This is a genomic window from Hydrogenophaga sp. (assembly GCF_018780075.1).
In the GTDB taxonomy this organism is placed as follows: domain Bacteria; phylum Pseudomonadota; class Gammaproteobacteria; order Burkholderiales; family Burkholderiaceae_C; genus Hydrogenophaga.
The window spans coordinates 1-19857 of sequence record NZ_JADMKB010000106.1 but is presented as its reverse complement, the minus strand read 5'-3'; the positions used below and the strand labels follow the sequence as shown (position 1 = coordinate 19857).

At 66.7% G+C, this 19857-nt stretch carries 19 protein-coding genes, 1 tRNA gene, 1 pseudogene and 2 riboswitches; of the genes and pseudogenes, 7 read left to right on the top strand and 14 right to left on the bottom strand.

From position 1 onward, the window contains the following. From IV088_RS17935 to IV088_RS17895, 9 genes and pseudogenes are all read right to left on the bottom strand, one after another. Window positions 1–365 (bottom strand): annotated as a pseudogene (locus IV088_RS17935) (glycine dehydrogenase (aminomethyl-transferring)); the annotation flags it as partial. Between the two features lie 105 nt (window positions 366–470). Continuing rightward, window positions 471–842 (bottom strand): glycine cleavage system protein GcvH, encoded by a 372-nt coding sequence (gene gcvH, locus IV088_RS17930; protein WP_291105019.1) that lies wholly within the window; start codon window positions 840–842, stop codon window positions 471–473. A 37-nt stretch (window positions 843–879) separates the two neighbouring features. Then, window positions 880–2007, bottom strand: a complete 1128-nt coding sequence (gene gcvT, locus IV088_RS17925) for a glycine cleavage system aminomethyltransferase GcvT (RefSeq protein WP_291105016.1) — start codon at window positions 2005–2007, stop codon at window positions 880–882. Window positions 2008–2080: 73 nt separating this feature from the next. Continuing rightward, window positions 2081–2195, bottom strand: a riboswitch (glycine riboswitch). A 20-nt stretch (window positions 2196–2215) separates the two neighbouring features. Next, window positions 2216–2310, bottom strand: a riboswitch (glycine riboswitch). A gap of 35 nt (window positions 2311–2345) precedes the next feature. Next, complete coding sequence (locus IV088_RS17920) at window positions 2346–2876, bottom strand: hypothetical protein (RefSeq protein ID WP_291105013.1); 531 nt, start codon at window positions 2874–2876, stop codon at window positions 2346–2348. A gap of 110 nt (window positions 2877–2986) precedes the next feature. Next, window positions 2987–5146, bottom strand: a complete 2160-nt coding sequence (locus IV088_RS17915) for a hypothetical protein (protein WP_291105010.1) — start codon at window positions 5144–5146, stop codon at window positions 2987–2989. Between the two features lie 224 nt (window positions 5147–5370). Further along, a complete protein-coding gene (locus IV088_RS17910) occupies window positions 5371–6030 on the bottom strand; it encodes a nucleoside/nucleotide kinase family protein (protein ID WP_291105007.1) in 660 nt (219 codons plus the stop codon). Window positions 6031–6052: 22 nt separating this feature from the next. Next, a complete protein-coding gene (locus IV088_RS17905; protein WP_291105005.1) occupies window positions 6053–7348 on the bottom strand; it encodes an ABC transporter substrate-binding protein in 1296 nt (431 codons plus the stop codon). Further along, a complete protein-coding gene (locus IV088_RS17900) occupies window positions 7345–8664 on the bottom strand; it encodes a TAXI family TRAP transporter solute-binding subunit (RefSeq protein WP_291105002.1) in 1320 nt (439 codons plus the stop codon). The genes IV088_RS17905 and IV088_RS17900 overlap by 4 nt, the downstream gene beginning before the upstream one ends. A gap of 144 nt (window positions 8665–8808) precedes the next feature. Continuing rightward, window positions 8809–10491: an electron transfer flavoprotein-ubiquinone oxidoreductase gene (locus IV088_RS17895; protein WP_291104999.1), complete on the bottom strand. Its 1683-nt coding sequence runs from the start codon at window positions 10489–10491 to the stop codon at window positions 8809–8811. Between the two features lie 150 nt (window positions 10492–10641). Here IV088_RS17895 and IV088_RS17890 point away from each other — a divergent pair, with 150 nt between their 5' ends. Genes IV088_RS17890 through IV088_RS17880 form a run of 3 tightly spaced genes read left to right on the top strand, consistent with a single transcriptional unit; the run spans window position 10642 to window position 12830 of the window. Then, a complete protein-coding gene (locus IV088_RS17890) occupies window positions 10642–11424 on the top strand; it encodes an SDR family oxidoreductase (protein ID WP_291104996.1) in 783 nt (260 codons plus the stop codon). Further along, window positions 11405–12367: a DMT family transporter gene (locus IV088_RS17885; RefSeq protein ID WP_291104993.1), complete on the top strand. Its 963-nt coding sequence runs from the start codon at window positions 11405–11407 to the stop codon at window positions 12365–12367. Before IV088_RS17890 ends, IV088_RS17885 begins: the two co-directional genes overlap by 20 nt. 10 nt (window positions 12368–12377) lie before the next feature. Then, the gene (locus tag IV088_RS17880; RefSeq protein WP_291104990.1) at window positions 12378–12830 is read left to right on the top strand and encodes a thioesterase family protein; all 453 of its coding nucleotides are present in this window, start codon (window positions 12378–12380) and stop codon (window positions 12828–12830) included. Between the two features lie 82 nt (window positions 12831–12912). Here IV088_RS17880 and IV088_RS17875 read toward each other — a convergent pair whose 3' ends face one another. Continuing rightward, a complete protein-coding gene (locus IV088_RS17875; RefSeq protein ID WP_291104987.1) occupies window positions 12913–13506 on the bottom strand; it encodes a peroxidase-related enzyme in 594 nt (197 codons plus the stop codon). A gap of 79 nt (window positions 13507–13585) precedes the next feature. On the opposite strand from IV088_RS17875, the gene pcaC reads away from it, so the two are divergent. Next, window positions 13586–13963 (top strand): 4-carboxymuconolactone decarboxylase, encoded by a 378-nt coding sequence (gene pcaC / locus IV088_RS17870; protein ID WP_291104984.1) that lies wholly within the window; start codon window positions 13586–13588, stop codon window positions 13961–13963. A gap of 30 nt (window positions 13964–13993) precedes the next feature. Continuing rightward, window positions 13994–14974, top strand: a complete 981-nt coding sequence (locus IV088_RS17865) for a Bug family tripartite tricarboxylate transporter substrate binding protein (RefSeq protein ID WP_291104981.1) — start codon at window positions 13994–13996, stop codon at window positions 14972–14974. A gap of 131 nt (window positions 14975–15105) precedes the next feature. On the opposite strand, the gene IV088_RS17860 is transcribed toward IV088_RS17865, so the two are convergent. Further along, on the bottom strand, window positions 15106–15693 hold the full coding sequence (locus IV088_RS17860; RefSeq protein WP_291104978.1) for a LuxR C-terminal-related transcriptional regulator: 588 nt from the start codon (window positions 15691–15693) through the stop codon (window positions 15106–15108). Window positions 15694–15764: 71 nt separating this feature from the next. Between IV088_RS17860 and IV088_RS17855 the strand changes: the two genes are divergently transcribed. Together IV088_RS17855 and IV088_RS17850 are read left to right on the top strand one after the other, a co-directional pair. Next, window positions 15765–16466: a CoA transferase subunit A gene (locus IV088_RS17855; RefSeq protein ID WP_236964861.1), complete on the top strand. Its 702-nt coding sequence runs from the start codon at window positions 15765–15767 to the stop codon at window positions 16464–16466. Between the two features lie 10 nt (window positions 16467–16476). Further along, window positions 16477–17115, top strand: a complete 639-nt coding sequence (locus tag IV088_RS17850; RefSeq protein WP_236964862.1) for a CoA transferase subunit B — start codon at window positions 16477–16479, stop codon at window positions 17113–17115. Between the two features lie 127 nt (window positions 17116–17242). On the opposite strand, the gene IV088_RS17845 is transcribed toward IV088_RS17850, so the two are convergent. The 3 genes from IV088_RS17845 to IV088_RS17835 all read right to left on the bottom strand — a co-directional run. Continuing rightward, a tRNA-Gly gene (locus tag IV088_RS17845) sits at window positions 17243–17316 on the bottom strand. Between the two features lie 45 nt (window positions 17317–17361). Continuing rightward, window positions 17362–18837 (bottom strand): inorganic phosphate transporter, encoded by a 1476-nt coding sequence (locus IV088_RS17840; protein ID WP_291105021.1) that lies wholly within the window; start codon window positions 18835–18837, stop codon window positions 17362–17364. A gap of 135 nt (window positions 18838–18972) precedes the next feature. Then, window positions 18973–19857 (bottom strand): aldehyde dehydrogenase family protein (locus IV088_RS17835; protein ID WP_291104972.1); only part of this gene is annotated, 885 nt, incomplete at its 5' end.

The window sequence follows — 19857 nt, the reverse complement described above, 5'->3', positions numbered from 1 at the left end:
TCGGCCTGGTAGGGCGTGTAGGCGGTGTACCAGGCGGGGTTTTCGAGGATGTTGCGCAGGATGACGCCCGGCGTGTGCGTGCCGTAGTAGCCCTGGCCGATGAAGCTTTTGAAGACCTTGTTCTTGGCCGCGATGGCCTTGAGCTCGGCCAGTGCCGCAGCCTCGGTGGTCGCGGGCGGCAGGTCCATGGCGGCGCTGCGCGCAATGCTGCGCGGCACGATGCCGTCGATCAGCGCGCGGCGCGAGGCCTCGCCGATGACCGACAGCATCAGCGTTTCATCGGCTTCGCTGATGCCGATGTGGCGGGCAATGAACTCGCTGGGGTTTTCGAGTTCATCCAGGGGTTTGACGGACGGCATCAGCATGGCGGCAACTTCCACAGACCGTTCGCCCTGAGCCTGTCGAAGGGCAGCGAACGGCAAAGATGTGCGAGGGCTTCGACAGGCTCAGCCCGAACGGAAAGGGGCGGATCAGGCGGCGGCCGAGAAGGCGGTGTAGGCGGTTTCGTCCAGCAGGGCGTCCACTTGCGAAGCGTCGCTCAGCTTGACCTTGAAGAACCAGCCCGCGCCCAGCGGGTCGCTGTTGGCCAGGGCCGGGTCGGCGCGCAGGCCCTCGTTCACCTCGATGACTTCGCCGCTGACGGGCATGTACACGTCGGCCGCGGCCTTGACGGACTCGACCACGCCGGCCACGTCTTTCTGGGCGAAGGTCTTGCCCACTTCGGGCAGGTCGACGAACACCACGTCGCCCAGCGCGTCCTGCGCGTGGTGGGTGATGCCGACGGTGGCGATGCCGCCGTCAACGGTGATCCATTCGTGGTCTTCGGTGTACTTGGTGGTCATGGTGGGCTCCGGTGAAAAGTTTGAAAACGGGACAGTATCAGCCGCGGAAATAGCGATTCGGGATGAAAGGCATGGGCGCGACCTCCATCGGCACGGCCTTGCCGCGCACCAGCGCGTTCACGCGGGTGCCAACAGTGGCGAACTCGGGGGCGACGTAGCCGATGGCCACGGGCTTGTCGGCGCTTGGGCCGAGCAGGCCGCTGGTGACTTCGCCGATCTTCACGCCGTCCAGGCTCTGCAGCTCGACGTGTTCGCGCACCGGCACGCGTTCCAGCGCGACCAGGCCGACGCGCTTGCGCGTCAGGGCGACCGTGCCGTCGAGCTGGCCCAGCACGCGATCAGCGCCGGGGAAGCCGCCGGCGCGTTCGCCGCCGGTGCGGCGCACCTTCTGCATGGCCCAGTTCAGCGCCGCCTCGACCGGTGTGGTCGTGGTGTCGATGTCGTTGCCGTAGAGGCAGAGGCCGGCTTCCAGGCGCAGCGAATTGCGCGCGCCCAGGCCGATGGGCTTGACCTCGGGCTGCGCCAGCAGGGCGCGGGCGAAGGCGTCGGCACTGGCCGCGGGCAGGGAAATTTCAAAACCATCTTCGCCCGTGTAGCCGCTGCGGGTGACGAACAGGTCGGCGCCGTTCCAGGTGGCGGCCATGCCGGTCATGAACACAAGCTGTTCCACGCCCGGCAGCAGACGGGCCAGCGCGGTCACGGCCTGCGGGCCTTGCAGGGCGAGCAGGGCGCGGTCGAATTGCGGGGTGACGGTGCAGCGTTGGCCGATGCGCTCGACGATGTGGGCCAGGTCGCCGTGCTTGCAGGCGCCGTTGACGATCACGAAGATGTCGGTGCCGCGGTTGACGAACATCAGGTCGTCGATGATGCCGCCCTCGTCGGTCAGCAGCAGGCCGTAGCGCTGCTTGTTCACGCCCAGGCCGATCACGTCGACCGGCATCAGGCTCTCGAACGCGGCCGCCGCGTCGGGGCCCGACAGCGTGAGCTGGCCCATGTGCGAGACGTCGAACAGGCCGGCGGCGTTGCGGGTGTGGTGGTGCTCGGCCATCAGGCCGGCGGGGTACTGCACCGGCATGCTGTAGCCGGCAAACGGCACCATGCGGGCACCGAGTTCGAGGTGGAGGGCGTTGAGCGGGGTCTGGAGCAGGGCGGTGGTGTCGGACACGGGGGGACTCTCGCGGTCATGTGGGGCAGAACCCGCGACACCAGGGTCGCGGGAACAACACGGTTCATCCGTGTGCTGCCCCACTGTCCGCTTTACCTGAGAGATTCGCGCGGGCGATGCCACGTTTGCTCCTTCGGTGGGCCGCCAGAACCCTTGTCGGGCAGCGGCCTCTCTCCAGTGGGGGACACCGCTCTTTCGGGCGGTGGTTGCCAGTCCTTTTGCCTGAGCGTTCAGGACCTTCCACGACGTGCGGGCCGGTCTCCTGCGCCTTCGGCGGCACCCGGGCGGGTGCTCTCTCCTGACCGGGCGAGTTTACCGGAATCGCCAGCGCCCGAGGCTTACGCCGGCTCCAGCATCACGTCGGAGGGCAGCAGCTTGGCCAGGCGTTCGCTGATCCCGTCGGCGCGTTCGCTCCCGGCAAACTGTTCCACCTTGGCGATCATGGCGCGCCCCACGGCCAGCATGGCCGCGGCGTCGCGGGCCTCGCGCAGCTCGTCGCGGAAGCGCTGCGCCAGCAGCTTGTCGCGTGGCGCAAACAGGCGTTCGCTCAGGTCGAAGAGAAACATGCGCGCCGTGGCCAGTGAGCGTGTGCCGACGAACGGATCGCCATGCGCGGCGGCCGTGGTGAGCGGTTTCGGCGGCGCGTCCGCAGCGACGGGCCGGTTCGGGGTCTTGTCCCCCACGCGGGACAGGTGCCCGCTGCGCAGCAGCTGGTCGATCAGGGTCCGTCCCTCTCCCAGAAAGAGGTCGGCAAGGACCACCTCGGTCTGGCTGCCGTCCACCAGCAGCAGGATGGCCCGCTCGCGCTGGCCCAGGGATCGGTGGCCTGGGCGCAGTTCCAGGCGGCCTTTTTCAGTCTTGATCAGCATCTCTCACTCCAACAACGTGGGGGGATGCTGCACGGGCATTGTGTCGAATGCGTTACATCCCGTGCGTTCCGGGATGGGCGGCCTGTTGAACCGCACCAGTGGTGACTGGATCAGCCGATCAGCCGCGCCGGTCCCGCGCGCTGGCCACGCGCGCGCCAGCGCAGGCACAGCGTGCGCAGCACCAGCACGAACGCCAGCAACATCATCGGGTGTGCGGGCGTGGAGTAACGCGGGATGTTGTGGGTCAGGAAGGCATAAAACACCAGCAGCCCGACCGGCAGCACGGTCACCGCCACCCACTGCGCGTGGCGGCGCAGCAGCCCATACACAAACACACCGAACAGCGACACGCCCGCGAACAGGTTGAGCAGTTCCCCGATGGCGTCCTGTGTCTCCAGTGACACCCAGGGAATCTCCACCTTCTTGAAGCTCCAGAACCCGTGCCAGAAGAAGGGCAGGGTCATGACCACGTGCCGCCAGGGCCGTTCCTTGAGCAGCTGATACGCTTCGGCCTTCAGTTCGTCACCCACGACGTGATCGGGGTTGGGGTGTCCCTGGTCGCGCAGCTGGAACACACGCTGGTTGTATTGCGCAGCGGCGTGGTAGTGGAAGCTGACCGCGTTCTCCGGTTTGCCTTCGTAGGCCGCCCGGCGGTCCGATTCCCAGAAAGACGACAGGTAGCGGTTGTGCCGTTGCCAGCGTCCGCCGCGCTCGAAATCACCGGGTGCGGCGGCCAAGGGGGTGCCCGCCACGGCCTTTTTGTACAGGGTCGGGCTCTTGTCGTAAATCAGGCCCAGCACCTCGTCGTTGCTCATGTTGTTGAGGTGGGCGCGGCCCCAGAGGATCAGCCCGCCACGCTCGGTGATGCGCATGTTGCCGAACTGCGCCTGGTTGCGCAGCAGCCAGGGCGAGAGCGTCAGCACGAAGGTGGTGGTCATGGCCAGGCCCCAGACCATCACCCGGGTGAAGGCGAAGCGGTCGGGCCGGCGCGCAAACAGCAGCGCGATCATCAGCAAAGGCACCGCTGCCGCCCCGATGTAGACGAACGAGGCCTTGCCCAGCGCCAGCAGGCCCATCAACACGCCCGAGCCCAGGAACCAGGCCATCGACTGCTTCTGCACCGAGCGCAGCAGCCCGTAGGTGGCCCAGATCATGAGCGTGGCGGTGGACAGCTCGGTGTAGAGCGTGTCGATGTAGATGCCCCCGTGGAAGAAGATCTGGAAAGACAGCCCCGTGGCGATGAACCCGGTCAGGTTGTTGCCGCCCACCCGCAGGGTGAGCAACCAGATGCCCAGCAGCCCGGCGTACACCCAGAACAGGTTGCTCAGCTTCGCCGTGCGGGTGAGTTCGCCGGAACGGAAATCCGCGAACGGCCGGTTCACCGCCTCGGGCGCCGCCAGCTTGAGGTGCAGCCCCACCAGCAAAGGGTCCAGGGGTTCGCGGAAATTGGTGGGCCGGAGGCGCTCACCGGTGTCGAGCGAGAAGGTGTTGTGCTTGAAGACGTTGACCGCCATCAGCAGGTTCTGGATGCCGTCGCCGACGATCGGGTCGTCCGAGATGCGGTCGGCCGCGCGGTAGGTGAGCGCCAGGCACACGGCCAGCGGCACGATCCAGCTGCGCGCAGCGATCCGGCCGACCCGTGCGTGCCATTCGGGCTTTCTGCGTTTCAGGCGGCCCAGGGCGATGTCCAGCACCAGCCAGAACAGGCCCACGCTCAGGCCCATCAAGGCCATCGGCCACTGCTGGGCCAAGCGCGGCTTGTCCACGGTCTGGGGCAGATGGAACAGGAAGTGGGGATCCTTGCCGGTGCCATGCATGCGGATCACGTCGGATTCGACCCGGTCGATGGCCAGGTCCTGCAGGCCGAACATGGCGGCCTGGAACGACGGGCCTTGCAGCTTGAGCCGGCCCCAGCGGCTGCTCATCTCGATCGCGCCGATCTCCACCGTGCCCGGCCCGGTGATCGGGTCCATGCGGATCAGGGAGAACCTGCGCAGGCTGTTGATGTCGATGGTGTGCCGCTGCCAGACCCCGGCCGGGGTGTAGCGGGTGACGTTCTGACGCTCGTTGAAGGCCGCGTCAGGGCCAGCGTAGTAGAACTGGAACGGTCCGGCGCGTTCGGTCCGCATGTCGAACGACACCTGGAGGTCGCGGTTCAGCCGGGAGAGGGACAGGGCCACGATGGTGGCGAGCAGGGCCACGACCGCGGCCCGAAGGAGAAGGTGCGCCGGTGTGCGGCTGCGCAGCAGGGGTTGAAGCGCCAGAAACATGCAAAACCACCTGATCTCGTGGGAAGGGCGCCGGGGTTTCCTGACCCTGGACACCGTGTCATTTTTTTGGGGTTTTGTACTGCTTCCCTGTGGGGGAGCAGGGGAAACAATAACTTTCGGATGATAGGGGCCGATGCTTAAGAACCTTTTAGGAGCGTGAACAACTCACCCTCTGACGGGGGTAAATGTTGCGCTTCGGAAACACTCCGGCGTCTGCGAGGCGTTCAGGGCGCCAGCCAGTGGAAGAGGCCCTGCGCCTCGTCCCAGCCGATCTGGCGCTGGGCGCGGTGCCTCACCGCCTCGATGCGGCGGGCGTTGGGCTCGTCGGTGGACGCGATCCAGGCCAGCGCCGCTTCGCGGCTGCGGCCGAACCGCTGGTGGCGCTGGGCCAGGCGCTCCAGCCGCAGGCCGGGTTCCACCTGCAGGTACCAGACCTCGTCCAGCAGGCCGGCCACCGGTTGCCACAGGCCGTCGTCCAGCAACAGGTAGTTGCCTTCGGTGACGATCAGCGGCGTGTCGGGGAACACGGGCAGTGCGCCGGCCACGGGCTCTTCGATCTCCCGCCGGAAGTCGGGCGCGTAGACCACCTCGCCGGCCACGGGGTCGCGCAAGCGCCGCAACAGCGCGGCGTAGCCGGCGGCGTCGAAGGTGTCGGGTGCGCCCTTGCGGGAGGCACGCCCCAGTCGTTCCAGCTCGGTCTGTGCCAGGTGAAAACCGTCCATGGGCACGGCCTGGGCCCGCTTGCCGACGGCCTGTGCCATCAGGCTGGCCAGGGTGGACTTGCCGGCGCCGGGGGGGCCCACGACGCCCAGCAGGCAGCGGGGGCCGCTGGCGAGCGCACGCAGGTGTTGGATCAGGTCGGGGTGCAGTGCGGGCGCGGTCATGGGCGCTGAATGTAGCGCAGCCTCAGGCCGGTTTCAGGACATGCAGCCGCTCGCGGGCCTGCTGCAGGTGTTCGCGCAGGGTGTACCAGCGGTCGGCGTACCGGTCGGGCAGCTCCATGGCCGAGACCTCCCGCTCCAGGTGGTCGAGCCGCCGCAGAAACGGTCGCAGGACGGCGGGGTCACCGGGCGCGGTGTTCGCGAGGTCGTCTTCGAGGAACTTGAGCTCGCCATAGAAGTGTTGCAGCGCGGCGTCCACGCGCCAGTCGATGTAGCGGGGCGCCCGCAGCAGCAAGGCCGCGCCCAGCAACCCCATGGGCAGCAGGGCGTACAGCACCAGCTCGGCCCACTGCGCGGTGCCGTAAGGCAGCAGGGTCTCCAGCCATGGGCGACCACCCCTGAGGTGCCGCGCTGCCATGGGCGACACCGGAAAGTCGCTGCCCACCGTGGACGGGTACAGCCCCTGACCTTCGAGAAAACCGGCCATCACGTGCAGTTCACCCGCCACGTCCAGCAGCGCGCGCTGCAGGGCGGGATGCAGATCGGGGCGCACCAGCAGGTGGGTGAGGGTCACGACCGTGGGCAGGTCGGCGCCGGGCAGGTTGCTGCGCAGCTCGATGGAGCCCTGCGGCATGATCACCGCGCGCAGCCTCGGCTCGCGCGTGGCGAGCAGGCCGGCGCGCTCCACGCCGAGCAGGTGCACGCCGTCCAGCCGCGCCAGGGTGGCGGCGGTCTGCGAGTCGCCGGTGGCCACATGAACGACCGCATCGACCCGGCCTTCGCTGATGGCGCTGATCGCTGCGTCGCCCACGTCGGTGGTGAAGCTCACCTCGTCGGGCCGGATGCCCGCATGCCGGAGCAGCAGCTCGGCCGCGAGCCGGTTGGACGAACCCGCGACCGCGCTGGCGATGCGTTGCCCTCGGAGTTGCGACAGGCTGTGAATGCCTTCGCGGGCAAACAGCCACACGATCTCATGACCGATCACCGCCAGCGCCTGCACCTGGCCACCTTGTGGTGCATACAGGCCCTGGGCAAACGTCACGTCCAGCCCCGCACCGCCGCGGGCCAGGCGCTCCAGCGGTTCCTGTGGCCGGTCGTGGGTGACGATGTCCACCGCGATGCCCAGGTGTTCCAGCCGGGCGGCGTAGGCCCTGGCCAGCGTCAGGTAGCTGCTCTGGCCGGGTCCGGTGCCGATGACCACGCGCGGTGGTGGCAGCGGTTTCCACACCCACAGCGTCACCGCGAGCAGCGCACACACCGCCAACAGCATCGGCAGGTAGATCAGCCACCAGCGGCGGCGGTAGAGCAGCAGGATTTTCATCGCCCCCGGTACCCCCGGATGTGACCCCGAACGAAGTCGACGTGCTGGCGCAGGATGTACCAACGCTGGGCGAGTTCGGGCGGCAACTTCACCGATGCGATGGCGTCTTCCATCTCGCGCAGGCGCGAGTTGATGCGGCTGAGTTCGATGCCGCCCACATTGAGGGTGCTGGACGCCAGGTCGTTCTCGATGAACATGAGCTCGCCGTACCAGCGCGACACCCGGCTCTCCAGGCGCCAGCGCACCCAGGCCGGGATCAGGCGGAACAGCAGGGCGGTGACCAGGGCCAGCGGCAGTCCGATCACCAGCAACCGCTGCAGCACCTGAGCCCACCAGAAGGGCAGCACGGCTTCCAGACCGCCCAACCCGCGCGCCAGCACCATGCGGGCTTCGGGCGCGGCCGGGAAGTCGCTGAAACGCAGCGCCGGGTATTCGCCCGCGCGGTGGAAGGCGCCGGCCTCGCGGTGCACCTCCAGCGCGACGGCGGTGGCCATGCGTTTGAGGGCGGGGTCCAGGTCCTGGCGCACGAGCAAGTGCGTCGGCGTGGTCAGCACGGGGGTGTCGACGGGCGGTTGCGTGGGGCCGAGCGCGTCCTGGGGCAGCAGGCGGTTCTCCAGGTAGTTGTTGCGCTCGGCGATGGCCGCGGTGCGCTGCAGGGTCGCGAGCCGCACGCCGGGCGCTGTGAGCAGTGCGGTGATGCCCGGCGCGCTGGGCGCGGCCACCATGAACACCGCGTCGACGGTCTGGGCCTTCAGGGCGTCGCGAGCGGCCACGCCACTGAGGTCCGACAGGGTCACCGTTTCGGGTGACACGCGCTGTTGCGCCAGCAGGCGGCGCAACATGCTGCGGTGGCCACTGCCTTCGGGGCCTGCCGCGACCCGCAGACCGGCCAGCTGCACGAGCGAGGTCAATGGGGCGTCCCGGGTGAACAGCCACAACACCTCGATGTCCACGCTGGCCAGCGTCTGCACCGCGGCCATGTCCCCGGGGTTGCCGGACGAAGACGACCACCCGAAGCCGCCCTGGACCAGCGCCAGATCGGCTTCGGGCGGGGCCGCCTGCAGGCGCCGGAGGTTGTCGGCCGAGCCTGTGGACGCCACCTCCACCAGTTCGATCCCGTGCCGGGCGAAGGCCTCGACGTACCGCGCGGCGTGCCGGTGGTAGGCGCCGTCTGCCAGGCCGGTGCTGATGGTCAGGCGCGAAGGGGGCATCGGGTAGTGCCACCACCAGGCCATCGCGGCCAAGACCACCGCCAGCAGCGCCAATGGCAAGCGGATCAGCATCCAGCGGTGGCGGTAGAGCGATGCGGAGGTCATGGGCTTGGGGTGAAAACCTCCCCAGCATAGGGGGTTTGTATCTTTTTGCAATGCATGAAGCGTGCCCATGCAGCGACCGTCACTCCGGTGCGACAGCGCAAAAAAAAACCGCCCGAAGGCGGTCTTTTTTGGCCAGGTCCGGACTCACATGCCGGCGTAGTTGGGCCCGCCGCCACCCTCGGGCGTGACCCACACGATGTTCTGCGTCGGGTCCTTGATGTCGCAGGTCTTGCAGTGCACGCAGTTCTGCGCGTTGATCACCAGCTGATCGGCGCCGTCCTTGTTCACGAACTCGTACACCCCGGCCGGGCAGTAGCGGCTTTCGGGCCCGGCGTACTTGGCCAGGTTGATTTGCACCGGCACGCTCGGATCTTTCAGCGTCAGGTGCGCCGGCTGCTGCTCTTCGTGGTTGGTGTTGCTCACGAACACACTGCTCAAGCGGTCGAAGGTGATCACGCCGTCGGGCTTGGGGTACGTGATCTGCGGCATTTCATTGGCCGGCTTGAGCTTGGTGTGGTCCTTGGTGGTGTTGTGCAGCGTCCAGGGCGGGTTGCTCACGCCCACCTTGGGCAGGAACCAGTGCTCCACCCCGGTCATGAGCTTGCCCATGAGCGGGCTCTTCTTGAACCAGTTCTTGAAGTTGCGGTAGGTCCAGAGTTCCTCGTGCAGCCAGCTGGCCTTGAAGCCGGATTCAAAAGCGCTCAGCTCGTCGGACTGGCGTCCCGCGGCCACGGCCTCGAACGCGGCCTCGGCGCACAACATGCCGCTCTTGATGGCCGCGTGGCTGCCCTTGATGCGCGCGGCGTTCAGGAAACCGGCGTTGCAGCCGACCATGGCACCGCCCGGGAACACCAGCTTGGGCAGGGCCTGCGGGGTGCCGTTGTTCAGCGCCCGCGCACCGTAGCCCAGGCGCTTGCCGCCTTCGATGTGGGCCTTGATGCTGGGGTGCGTCTTCCAGCGCTGCATCTCTTCGAACGGGCTCATCCACGGGTTCTGGTAGTCCAGCCCGATCACATAACCCAGCGTGACCTTGTTGCCTTCGAGGTGGTACAAGAAACCGCCGCCAAAGGCGTCGTCGTTCAGCGGCCAGCCGGCCGTGTGCACCACCAGGCCCGGCTTGGCCTTGTCGGCCGGCACTTCCCACAGCTCCTTGATGCCGATGGCGAAGGTCTGCGCGTCCTTGCCCTCGTCGAGTTTGAATTTGGCGATGAGTTGTTTGCCCAGGTGGCCGCGGGCGCCTTCGGCGAACACGGTGTACTTGGCGTGCAGCTCCATGCCGATCTGGAAACTCTCCATCGGCTCGCCGTCTTTGCCCACGCCCTGGTTGCCGGTGGCGACACCCTTCACCGAACCGTCGTCGTTGTAGAGCACCTCGGCAGCGCTGAAGCCGGGGAAGATCTCCACGCCCAGGGCTTCGGCCTGTTCACCGAGCCACTTGGTCACGGCGCCCAGGCTGATGACGTAGCAGCCGTGGTTGTCGAAGTTGCGCGGCATCAACCAGTCGGGCGTGCGGGTGGCACCGGACTCGGAGAGCACCAGCAGGTCGTCACCGGTCACCGGCTGGTTCAGCGGCGCGCCGAGTTCTTTCCAGTTCGGGAACAGCTCGGTGAGGGCCTTGGGGTCCATCACGGCGCCCGAGAGGATGTGAGCGCCGGGCTCGGACCCTTTCTCCAGCACGCAGACGTTGATCTCGCTGCCCTTCTCGGCCGCCAGTTGCTTCAGGCGAATGGCGGTGGCCAGGCCGGCGGGGCCGCCACCGACCACGACCACGTCGTATTCCATGGCCTCGCGCGGGCCGTAGGTGCTCAGGATTTCTTGGGGACTCATGATGGGCTGGCTTCCTCTTGTGTGGGGTGGTCCGCCCCGGGGGGCGGGCCTGTCGTGGGCGTGAGGGATTCTAGTGGCCGATGGCGCACAATGTTTGTCACCTGCGCCGCCCCGGTGGCGTTCCGATTGTCTTTCGAGGAGGTTCTCTAGATGGCCTACAGCCTTGACCTTTCCGGCCGTGTGGCCCTCATCACCGGTGCTTCGGGCGGCCTGGGCGAGCAGTTTGCCAAGACCCTGGCCCAGGCCGGCGCGGCCGTGGTGCTGGCCAGCCGCCGCACCGACCGCCTGATGGCGCTGCGCGCCCACATTGAAGCCGATGGCGGCGACGCCCATGTGGTGGCGCTGGACGTGACCGATCTGGCGTCCATCAAGGCGGCCATCGCCCATGCCGAGACCGAGGTCGGCCCGATCGACATCCTGGTCAACAACTCGGGCGTGAGCACGACCCAGCGCCTGCAGGACGTGACCGAGGAGGACTACGACTTCATCCTCAACACCAACACCAAAGGCGCTTTCTTCGTGGCCCAGGAAGTGGCCAAGCGCATGCTCGCGCGGGCCAAGGGCGCGGCACCCGGCACCTACGTGGGCGGGCGCATCATCAACATCGCTTCGATGGCCGGGCTCAAGGTGCTGCCGCAGATCGGCGTGTACTGCATGAGCAAGGCGGCGGTGGTGCAGATGACCAAGGCCATGGCGGTGGAGTGGGGCAAGTTCGGCATCAACGTCAACGCCATCTGCCCGGGCTACATCGACACCGAGATCAACCACCACCACTGGCAGACCGAGCAGGGCCAGAAGCTCATCAGCATGCTGCCGCGCAAGCGCGTGGGACAGCCGGCCGACCTGGACGCGATCCTGGTCATGCTCGCCTCCAACGAGAGCCATTTCGTGAACGGTGCGGTGATCGCAGCGGATGACGGCTTCGGTGTCTGAGCGCGCGCCAGCGGGCTTGCCGCCCGGCATGGCCGTGGGCATCGCCGCCGGTCTGGGGGCGGGTGCGTTCTGGGGCACGACCTTTGTGGCGCCGCTGGTCGCGCCCGGGTTCTCGTCGGAGGACTACACCGCGGGTCGGTTCGTTGCCTGCGGCCTGTTTTCGCTGGCGTGGATGCTGTGGCAGACGCTGCGGGCATCACCCGGTGCCCGGGCCGCCCTGTGGCCCGATGCGGTCCAGTCGCGCGCTGCGCTCGGGCTCAGCGTGCTGGGCTACACCGGTTATTACCTGCTGCTGGTCTATGGCATCGCGGACGCCGGGGCGGCGCTGCCGGCGCTGATCATCGGCACGCTGCCGGTCTGGATGATGCTGCTGGGCAAGCCGGACCATCTGCGCTGGACGGCCTTGTTGCCCGGGTTGCTGCTGACGGCCAGCGGCATGGCGCTGATGATGGACGCCACGGCGGCAGAGGTCAGCGCCACCGGGACAGGGCATTTCTGGCGCGGCGTGCTGCTGGCGGTCGGCGCCATGCTCAGCTGGCTGGCCTTCGGCATGCTCAACGCGCGCTGGATCCGCCGCCACCCCGAGGTCAAGTCCACGGCGTGGGCCAACTGGCTGGGGCTCGCGGCCGGGCTGGGCGGGGTGCTGCTCTGGCTGGGCTGGGGGACCGGTTGGGACGGGCTGGTGTCTCGCCCCGGCTTTGGCGGCTTTGTCTTCGTCTGCGCCTTCACCGGCATCGGGTCGGCCTGGATCGCGTCGGTGATGTGGAACGTGGCGAGCCGCCGTCTGAGCACCAGCCTGGCGGGCCAGCTGGTGGTGAGTGAAACCGTGTTTGCCCTGATCTACGCCTTCACATGGAGCGGCGACTGGCCGGCGACCGCGCAGCTGTTGGCCTGCGTGTTGTTCGTGGCCGGCATCCTGGCGTCGATCCGCGCTCACCGATGAGGAATCCGACATGAAACTCGAACTGCCCGACGACAAAACACTGGTGCACTCCATCGTGGTGCCCATCCGCTGGGGCGACATGGACGCGATGGGCCATGTCAACAACACGGTCTATTTCCGCTACATGGAGATCGCGCGCCTGGACTGGTTCTTTGGCATGGGGCTGCCGGCCGATCCAAAGGGCGAAGGGCCCGTGATCGTCAACGCCTTCTGCAACTTCATCCGGCAACTGGAGTTCCCGGGCGATGTGCTGGTGCGCACCTATGCGGGGACGATGGGCAAAACCTCGTTCGACACCTTCCATGAGATGTCGCGCGTCGACGACCCTGACACGGTGTACGCCAATGGCGGTGCGACCATTGTCTGGGTGGATTTTCCCAGGCAGAAATCGGTGCCCATGTCCGATCAGGCGCGGGCGCTGATCGAGACGGCCGGTGGGCCGCCCAGGCTCACCAAGGGCTGATCAGGCGGGCCGCCCCCCAGCCGGCGCACCCCGCCTTGTGGGGCCGCGACCTGCGCCGCGGCGGAGCATGGGGACCTTTGCCTCACTTTTGCTTGGGCACCCGACCCATCAGGTAGAACTCAGGGTTGGGCATCATCCCGGTGACGTTGGCGACGCGGTTGGACAGGCCAAAGAAGGCGGTGATGGCGGCGATGTCCCAGGCGTCTTCGTCGCTGAACCCCTGGGCGTGCAGGGTCTCGAAGTCGGCATCGTCGATGTCATGCGACGACAGACAGACCTTCATCGCGAAGTCGAGCATCGCGCGCTGGCGTGGCGTGATGTCGGCCTTGCGGTGGTTCACCGCCACCTGATCGGCCACCAGCGGTTTTTTCTCGTAGATGCGCAGGATCGCGCCGTGCGCGACCACGCAGTACAGGCAGTGGTTGGCCGCGCTGGTGGTGGTGACGATCATTTCGCGGTCGCCCTTGGTGAGTCCCGAGGTGCGGCCGACGGTCTCGGGCGTCATCAGCGCGTCGTGGTACGCGAAGAACGCGCGCCACTCGGCTGGGCGGCGCGCCAGGCCCAGAAACACGTTGGGCACGAAGCCTGCTTTCTCTTGCACCTCCAGGATCTTGGTCTTGAGATCGTCGGGCAGGGTGTTCAGGTCGGGCAGGGGATAGCGGGGCGTCTGAGCCATGTTGGTCTCCATTCAGGCTTTTGCAATTCCGCCAGCTTATCCTTGACCGTGGAACCCAATCTGACACATGGAGCACAGCATGCAGGACGAGCAATACCAGAAGGGCCTGGCCACGCGCCGCGAAGTGATGGGCGATCCGTTCGTGGACCGCGCACTGGCCGGTGCCACACCGTTCACCCAGCCCATTCAAGACCACATTTCCCGCGCCGCCTGGGGCGATGTGTGGCAGCGGCCCGGCCTGGACCGCAAGACGCGCAGCCTGGTCACCGTGGCCATGTTGACCGCGCTGGGCAAGCAGCACGAGCTCAAGGGCCACGTGCGCGGCGCGCTCAACAACGGGGCCACGGTCGAGGAGGTCCAGGAGGTGCTGCTGCACGCGGCCATCTACTGCGGCATTCCCACCTCGGTGGAGGCCTTTCGCACCGCGGCCGAGGTGGTGGAACCGCCCGCCGCCTGATTCACTTTTTTTCTTTGAATGGAGTTCACCATGACCACGTTCCGCCGTTCCTTTTTGACGCGCTCCCTGCGCGCCGCGCTCGCCCTGGGCGCCGTCGCCAGCATGGGCCTGACACAGGCACAGACCACCACCCGGCTGATGGTGGGCTTCCCCGCCGGGGGTGGCACCGACGCCATCGCCCGCATCCTGGCCGAGCGCCTGCAGGCCGAGCTGGGCGCGCCGTTTGTGGTGGACAACAAGGCCGGGGCCGGTGGCCAGCTGGCGGCGCAGGCGCTGAAGGCCGCAGCGCCTGATGGCCACACGCTGTTCCTGAGCCACGACCACAGCGTGTCCATCCTGCCGCTGACCATGAAGAACCCGGGTTTTGACCCGGCCAAGGACTTTGTGCCGGTGGCCGGGTTTGCCACCTTCGTGAACGCGGTGGCGCTCTCGGGCGGCACACCCGCGCGCGACTTCAAGGCCTGGATCGACAGCGTGAAAACCGCTGGCGGCAAGTCCGCCCTGGGCATCCCCGCGCCGGCTTCCACGCCACAGTTCGCCGTGCAGGTGATCGGCCAGCAGTTCGGCCTGGACCTGGTGGCCGCGCCCTACCGGGGCAGTGCGCCCATGATGGCCGACATGCTGGGCAACGCCATCCCGGCGGGCGTGGGTTCGGTGCCCGACTTCATTGAAAACCACAAGGCCGGCAAGCTGCGGGTGGTGGCTGTGATGGGTACCCGGCGCCAGGCGTCGTTGCCCGAGGTGCCAACCTTCACCGAGGTCGGCATCAAAGGCTTCGAAGAGGTGCCGTACTACGGCATCTTCGCGCCCACCGGCACACCCAAGGCCACGCTGGACAAGCTCGCCGCGGCCATACAGAAAGCGATTGCCCTGCCGGACGTGAAGGACAAGCTGACCGCCATGGGACTGACCGTGGGCTTCATGAGCGGTGCCGAACTCGGCAAACGCGAGGTCGCCTACCGCGAGGTCTGGGCAAAGATCATCCAGGCCAGCGGCTACCAGCCGCAGTGAGACGGTGAGTCCAGCATTTCGCTGCGGAGCGCTCCGAAGCGAGGTCCCCCATTCCAGAACGCTTTGGTCCCGGCTTTGCCGGGCCGCACCGCGTTGCCCCCTGTAGGTGGTCGCGCGCAGCGCGGCGGGGGTCAACCCAGCAACCGGTGCACCAAGTCCGGCGTGCTGTGCGCCTGGTATTTGCGCATCAGCCGCGCGCGGTGGATCTCCACCGTGCGGTGGCTGATGCCGAGCGACTTGCCGATCTCCTTGCTGGTCAGGCCATCCATCAGAAAGGCGGCCACTTCGCGTTCGCGCCCGGTGAGTTCGGCCTTGACGGCGCGGCGTGAACTCAGGTCCTCGAAGCTCCAGATGCCGGCTTCGTGAGGTGCCTCGCGCCGCAGGGCCCTCCCGGTGACGTGGCACCAGAAGGTTTCTCCCTTGAAGCGACCGTCCATGCGTTTCATGACGCGGTCGTCGGCGTAGGTGCCGTTGCGTCCGAGAAGGGGTTCGATGCGCGCGCCGGTGCGCTCGTACTCGTCGGCACTCGGGTAGAGCACCTGGAAACTCTGGCCCACCAGCTGCTCGCGCGCGGCGCCAAACATCTCGCACAGGGCCTGGTTGCAGTCCACCATCGTGCGCTGGCGCGAGAGCGCCAGCCCAATGGGTGCCAGATCGAAGGCGAGGCGGTAGTCGATGCCGCTGGCGCTGTCCAACGGGTCGGTGTTCGGGTTAGCCATTAGGTCAAACTACGTATGCGGTTACGTAGTATCGTAGCGCCCATCCCTGTTCAACCACTGGAGCAACCGACGTGAACAAGATTTACCCGAGCGCAGCCGAAGCCCTCAAGGGCGTGGTGGCCGACGGCCAGCTCATCGCCGTGGGCGGTTTTGGCCTGTGTGGCATCCCCGAAGCGCTGATCGACGCACTGCGCGATTCCGGCGTCAAGAACCTGACCGCCATCTCCAACAACGCGGGCGTGGACGACTTCGGCCTGGGCAAGCTGCTGCAGACGCGCCAGATCAAGAAAATGATCTCGTCCTACGTGGGTGAAAACAAGGAGTTCGAGCGCCAGTACCTGGCCGGTGAACTTGAACTCGAATTCACGCCGCAGGGCACGCTGGCCGAGAAGCTGCGTGCTGGCGGGGCCGGCATCCCGGCCTTCTTCACCAAGACCGGTGTCGGCACCTTGGTGGCCGAAGGCAAGGAGCTGCGCGAGTTCGACGGCGAGACCTATGTGATGGAGCGCTCGCTGCTGCCCGAGGTGTCGCTGGTGAAGGCCGATGTGGCCGACATGTCCGGCAACCTGCGCTTCAACATGACGGCGCGCAACTTCAACCCCGCGGCCGCCACCGCCGGCAAGATCTGCATCGTGGAGGTGGAGCGCATCGTGGCCACCGGCGAAATCGCCCCGGACGACGTGCACCTGCCCGGCATCTACGTGCACCGCATCGTGCTCAACGCCAGCCCGGAAAAGCGCATCGAGAAGCGCACCACCCGCGACCGCAAATAAGGAGAACACCATGCCTTGGACCCAAGACCAGATGGCCGCGCGTGCGGCGCAGGAACTGCAGGACGGCTTTTACGTGAACCTCGGCATCGGCATCCCGACGCTGGTGGCCAACCACGTGCCCGACCACGTGGAGGTGTGGCTGCAGAGCGAGAACGGCATGCTGGGCATCGGCCCCTTCCCCTACGAAGACGAGGTGGACCCGGACCTGATCAACGCCGGCAAGCAGACCGTGACCACCATGAAGGGCTCGGCCATCTTCGGCAGTGACCAGTCGTTCGCCATGATCCGCGGCGGCAAGATCAACCTGTCCATCCTCGGCGCCATGCAGGTGACGGCCGAGGGCGACCTGGCCAACTGGATGATCCCCGGCAAGATGGTCAAGGGCATGGGCGGCGCCATGGACCTGGTGGCCGGCGTGAAGCGCGTGATCGTGCTGATGGAACACGTGGCCAAGAAGAAAGACGGCACCGAAGACCTGAAAATCTTACCGAAATGCACCTTGCCGCTGACGGGCAAAGGCGTGGTGAACCGCATCATCACGGACCTGGCCGTGATGGACGTGACGCCCGAAGGCCTGAAGGTGGTGGAGATGGCTCCCGATGTGACGCTGGAGCTGCTGCAGTCCAAGACCGGTGTGACGCTGATCTGACGCTGGCAGGCCGCGGTTCCCGCCGCCCTTCCGACCCAAAAAAGCCTGGTTTGTCCAGGCTTTTTTGTGGGTGAGGTCCGCGCTCGGGGCTCGCATGAAAAAAGGCCCCGAGGGGCCTTTTGAAATCTGGAGCGGGTGAAGGGAATCGAACCCTCGTCAGTTGCTTGGGAAGCAACAGCTCTGCCATTGAGCTACACCCGCAGAGGCCTGTCAGTGTAAGCGATGCCGACGGGCGTCCGCCGGACGTCAGGCGATGAACATGCGGTGCGCCAGCCAGTACAGGCCGGCCGCCAGCGACATGGACACCGGCAGTGTCAGCACCCAGGCGATCAGGATGCTGCTCACGGTCTTGCTCTGCAGGCCGCTGCGGTTGGCCACCATGGTGCCCGCCACACCGGACGAGAGCACATGGGTCGTCGACACCGGCAGGGAATACACGTTGGCCAGACCGATGGCCATGGCCGCCGTCACCTGCGCGCTCATGCCCTGGGAATAGGTCATGCCCTGCTTGCCGATCTTTTCGCCCACGGTCTTCACCACGCGCTTCCAGCCGATCATGGTGCCGATGCCCAGCGCCAGGGCCACCGCAATCACCACCCAGAAAGGGGCGTATTCGGTGGAGGCGGTCAGGTCTTTGCGCAGGCGGGAAAGATCGCTCTTTTCTCCGGAGGGCAGGTAGGCCAGGCGGGACACCTTGCGGGCCGTGTCGTCCAGGCACAGGATGTAGCGGCGGATGTCCACACGCGCCTGGGGCGCCAGCGAGGTGTAGCTGGTCACGCCGGCCAGGCCACGCTGCAGGGCGGCAATCGTGATTTCGGTCTGGTGCGGGTCGCACCTGAACTTGGCGGGCAGTTCGCTGCCATTGGACTTGCCCAGCGCGAGGTAGGACGACAGGGTGGCGTCGTTGCGCTGGTAAAAATCGCTGAGGTACATGGCCGCGTCGCGCGTGCGGTCGATCTCGTATTTGCTGCTGTTCAGGTCGAGCACGAAGTACGAAGGCACGATGCCGATCAGCACCAGCATGATCAGGCCGATGCCTTTCTGGCCGTCGTTGGAGCCGTGCACGAAGCTCACGCCCAGTGCCGAGAGCACCAGCACCATGCGGCTCCAGAAAGGCGGGTGCTTCTTGCCCACGTCTTCCATCCGCTTTTCGGGTGTCTTGTGCATGGTGGAACGGGGCTTCCACCATTTCAGGACCACCAGGATCAGGCCCGCCACCATGAAGCCGGCCACGGGCGACAGGACCAGCGAGACCGCAATGTCGATCGCCTTCTGCCAGTTCACGCCCTGCGAGAGTTCGATGTCGGTGATCAGCGCGTTGGCCATGCCCACGCCCAGGATCGAGCCGATGAGCGTGTGCGAGCTGGAGGCGGGGATGCCGAGGAACCAGGTGCCCAGGTTCCAGGCGATGGCCGCCGTGAGCAACGAGAAGACCATGGCCAGACCCCGGCCGGAGTCCACGTCGATCAGCAGCTCGACCGGCAGCAGGTGCACGATCGCGTAGGCCACACCCACACCCCCCAGCAGCACACCCAGGAAGTTGAACACGCCCGACGAAAACACCGCCACCGAGGGTGGCATGGCCCGGGTGTAGATCACGGTGGCCACCGCGTTGGCGGTGTCGTGGAAGCCGTTGATGAATTCAAATGCGAGGACGAACAAAAGGGCCACCAGCAGGCTGATGAGGAGCCAGGGTTCGAGGCTGCCGAGCATGGAGATCATGGATGTGAGCGCAGACAAGCAAAGAGGCTGCCATTTGTGGCAGCCTCTTTGCAGTGGTGTGAAATTTTGATGACAGTCCGGATTTTCGCTCATTCCGGGACGCCGGCCCGCTGATCGCTCAGCGGGCCACCCCGATCACTTGAGGATGTCGCCCAGGCAGAGGTACTTCACTTCCACGTAGTCGTCCATGCCGTAGTGCGAGCCTTCGCGGCCCAGACCCGACTGTTTCACGCCGCCAAACGGCACGTGCTCGGTGGCCAGGATGCCGACGTTGATGCCGACCATGCCGTACTCCAGCGCTTCGGCCACGCGGTAGATGCGGCCGATGTCGCGGCTGTAGAAGTAGCTGGCCAGACCGAACTCGGTGTTGTTGGCGGCATCGATGGCTTCCTGCTCGGTGGCGAACTTGAACACCGGCGCGAAGGGGCCGAAGGTCTCTTCCTTGGCGCACAACATGTCGGCGGTGGCGTCGGCCACCACGGTGGGCTCAAAGAACTGGCCGCTCAGGCGGTTGCCGCCCGCGAGCACCCGGCCACCCTTGGCCTTGGCGTCGTCCACATGGCGCTGCACCTTGACCAGCGCGGCTTCTTCGATCAGCGGCCCCTGGTTCACGCCGTCCGCGAAACCGTTGCCGACCTTGGCGGTCTTCACCTTGGCGGCGAACTTTTCGACGAACTCGTCGTAGACACCGTCCTGCACGTAAAAGCGGTTGGTGCAGACGCAGGTCTGGCCGGCGTTGCGGTACTTGCTGGCAAAGGCGCCTTCCACGGCGGAGTCGACGTCGGCGTCGTTGAACACGATGAAGGGCGCATTGCCACCCAGTTCCAGCGACATCTTCTTCACCGTCGGCGCGCTCTGCGCCATCAGGATGCGGCCCACTTCGGTGGAGCCCGTGAAGCTGATGTGGCGCACCACGTCGGAGGCGCACAGCACCTTGCCCACGGCGATGGAGTTCTGGTCGTCGGCGGTGATCATGTTGAGCACACCGGCCGGGATGCCGGCGCGGATGGCCAGTTCGGC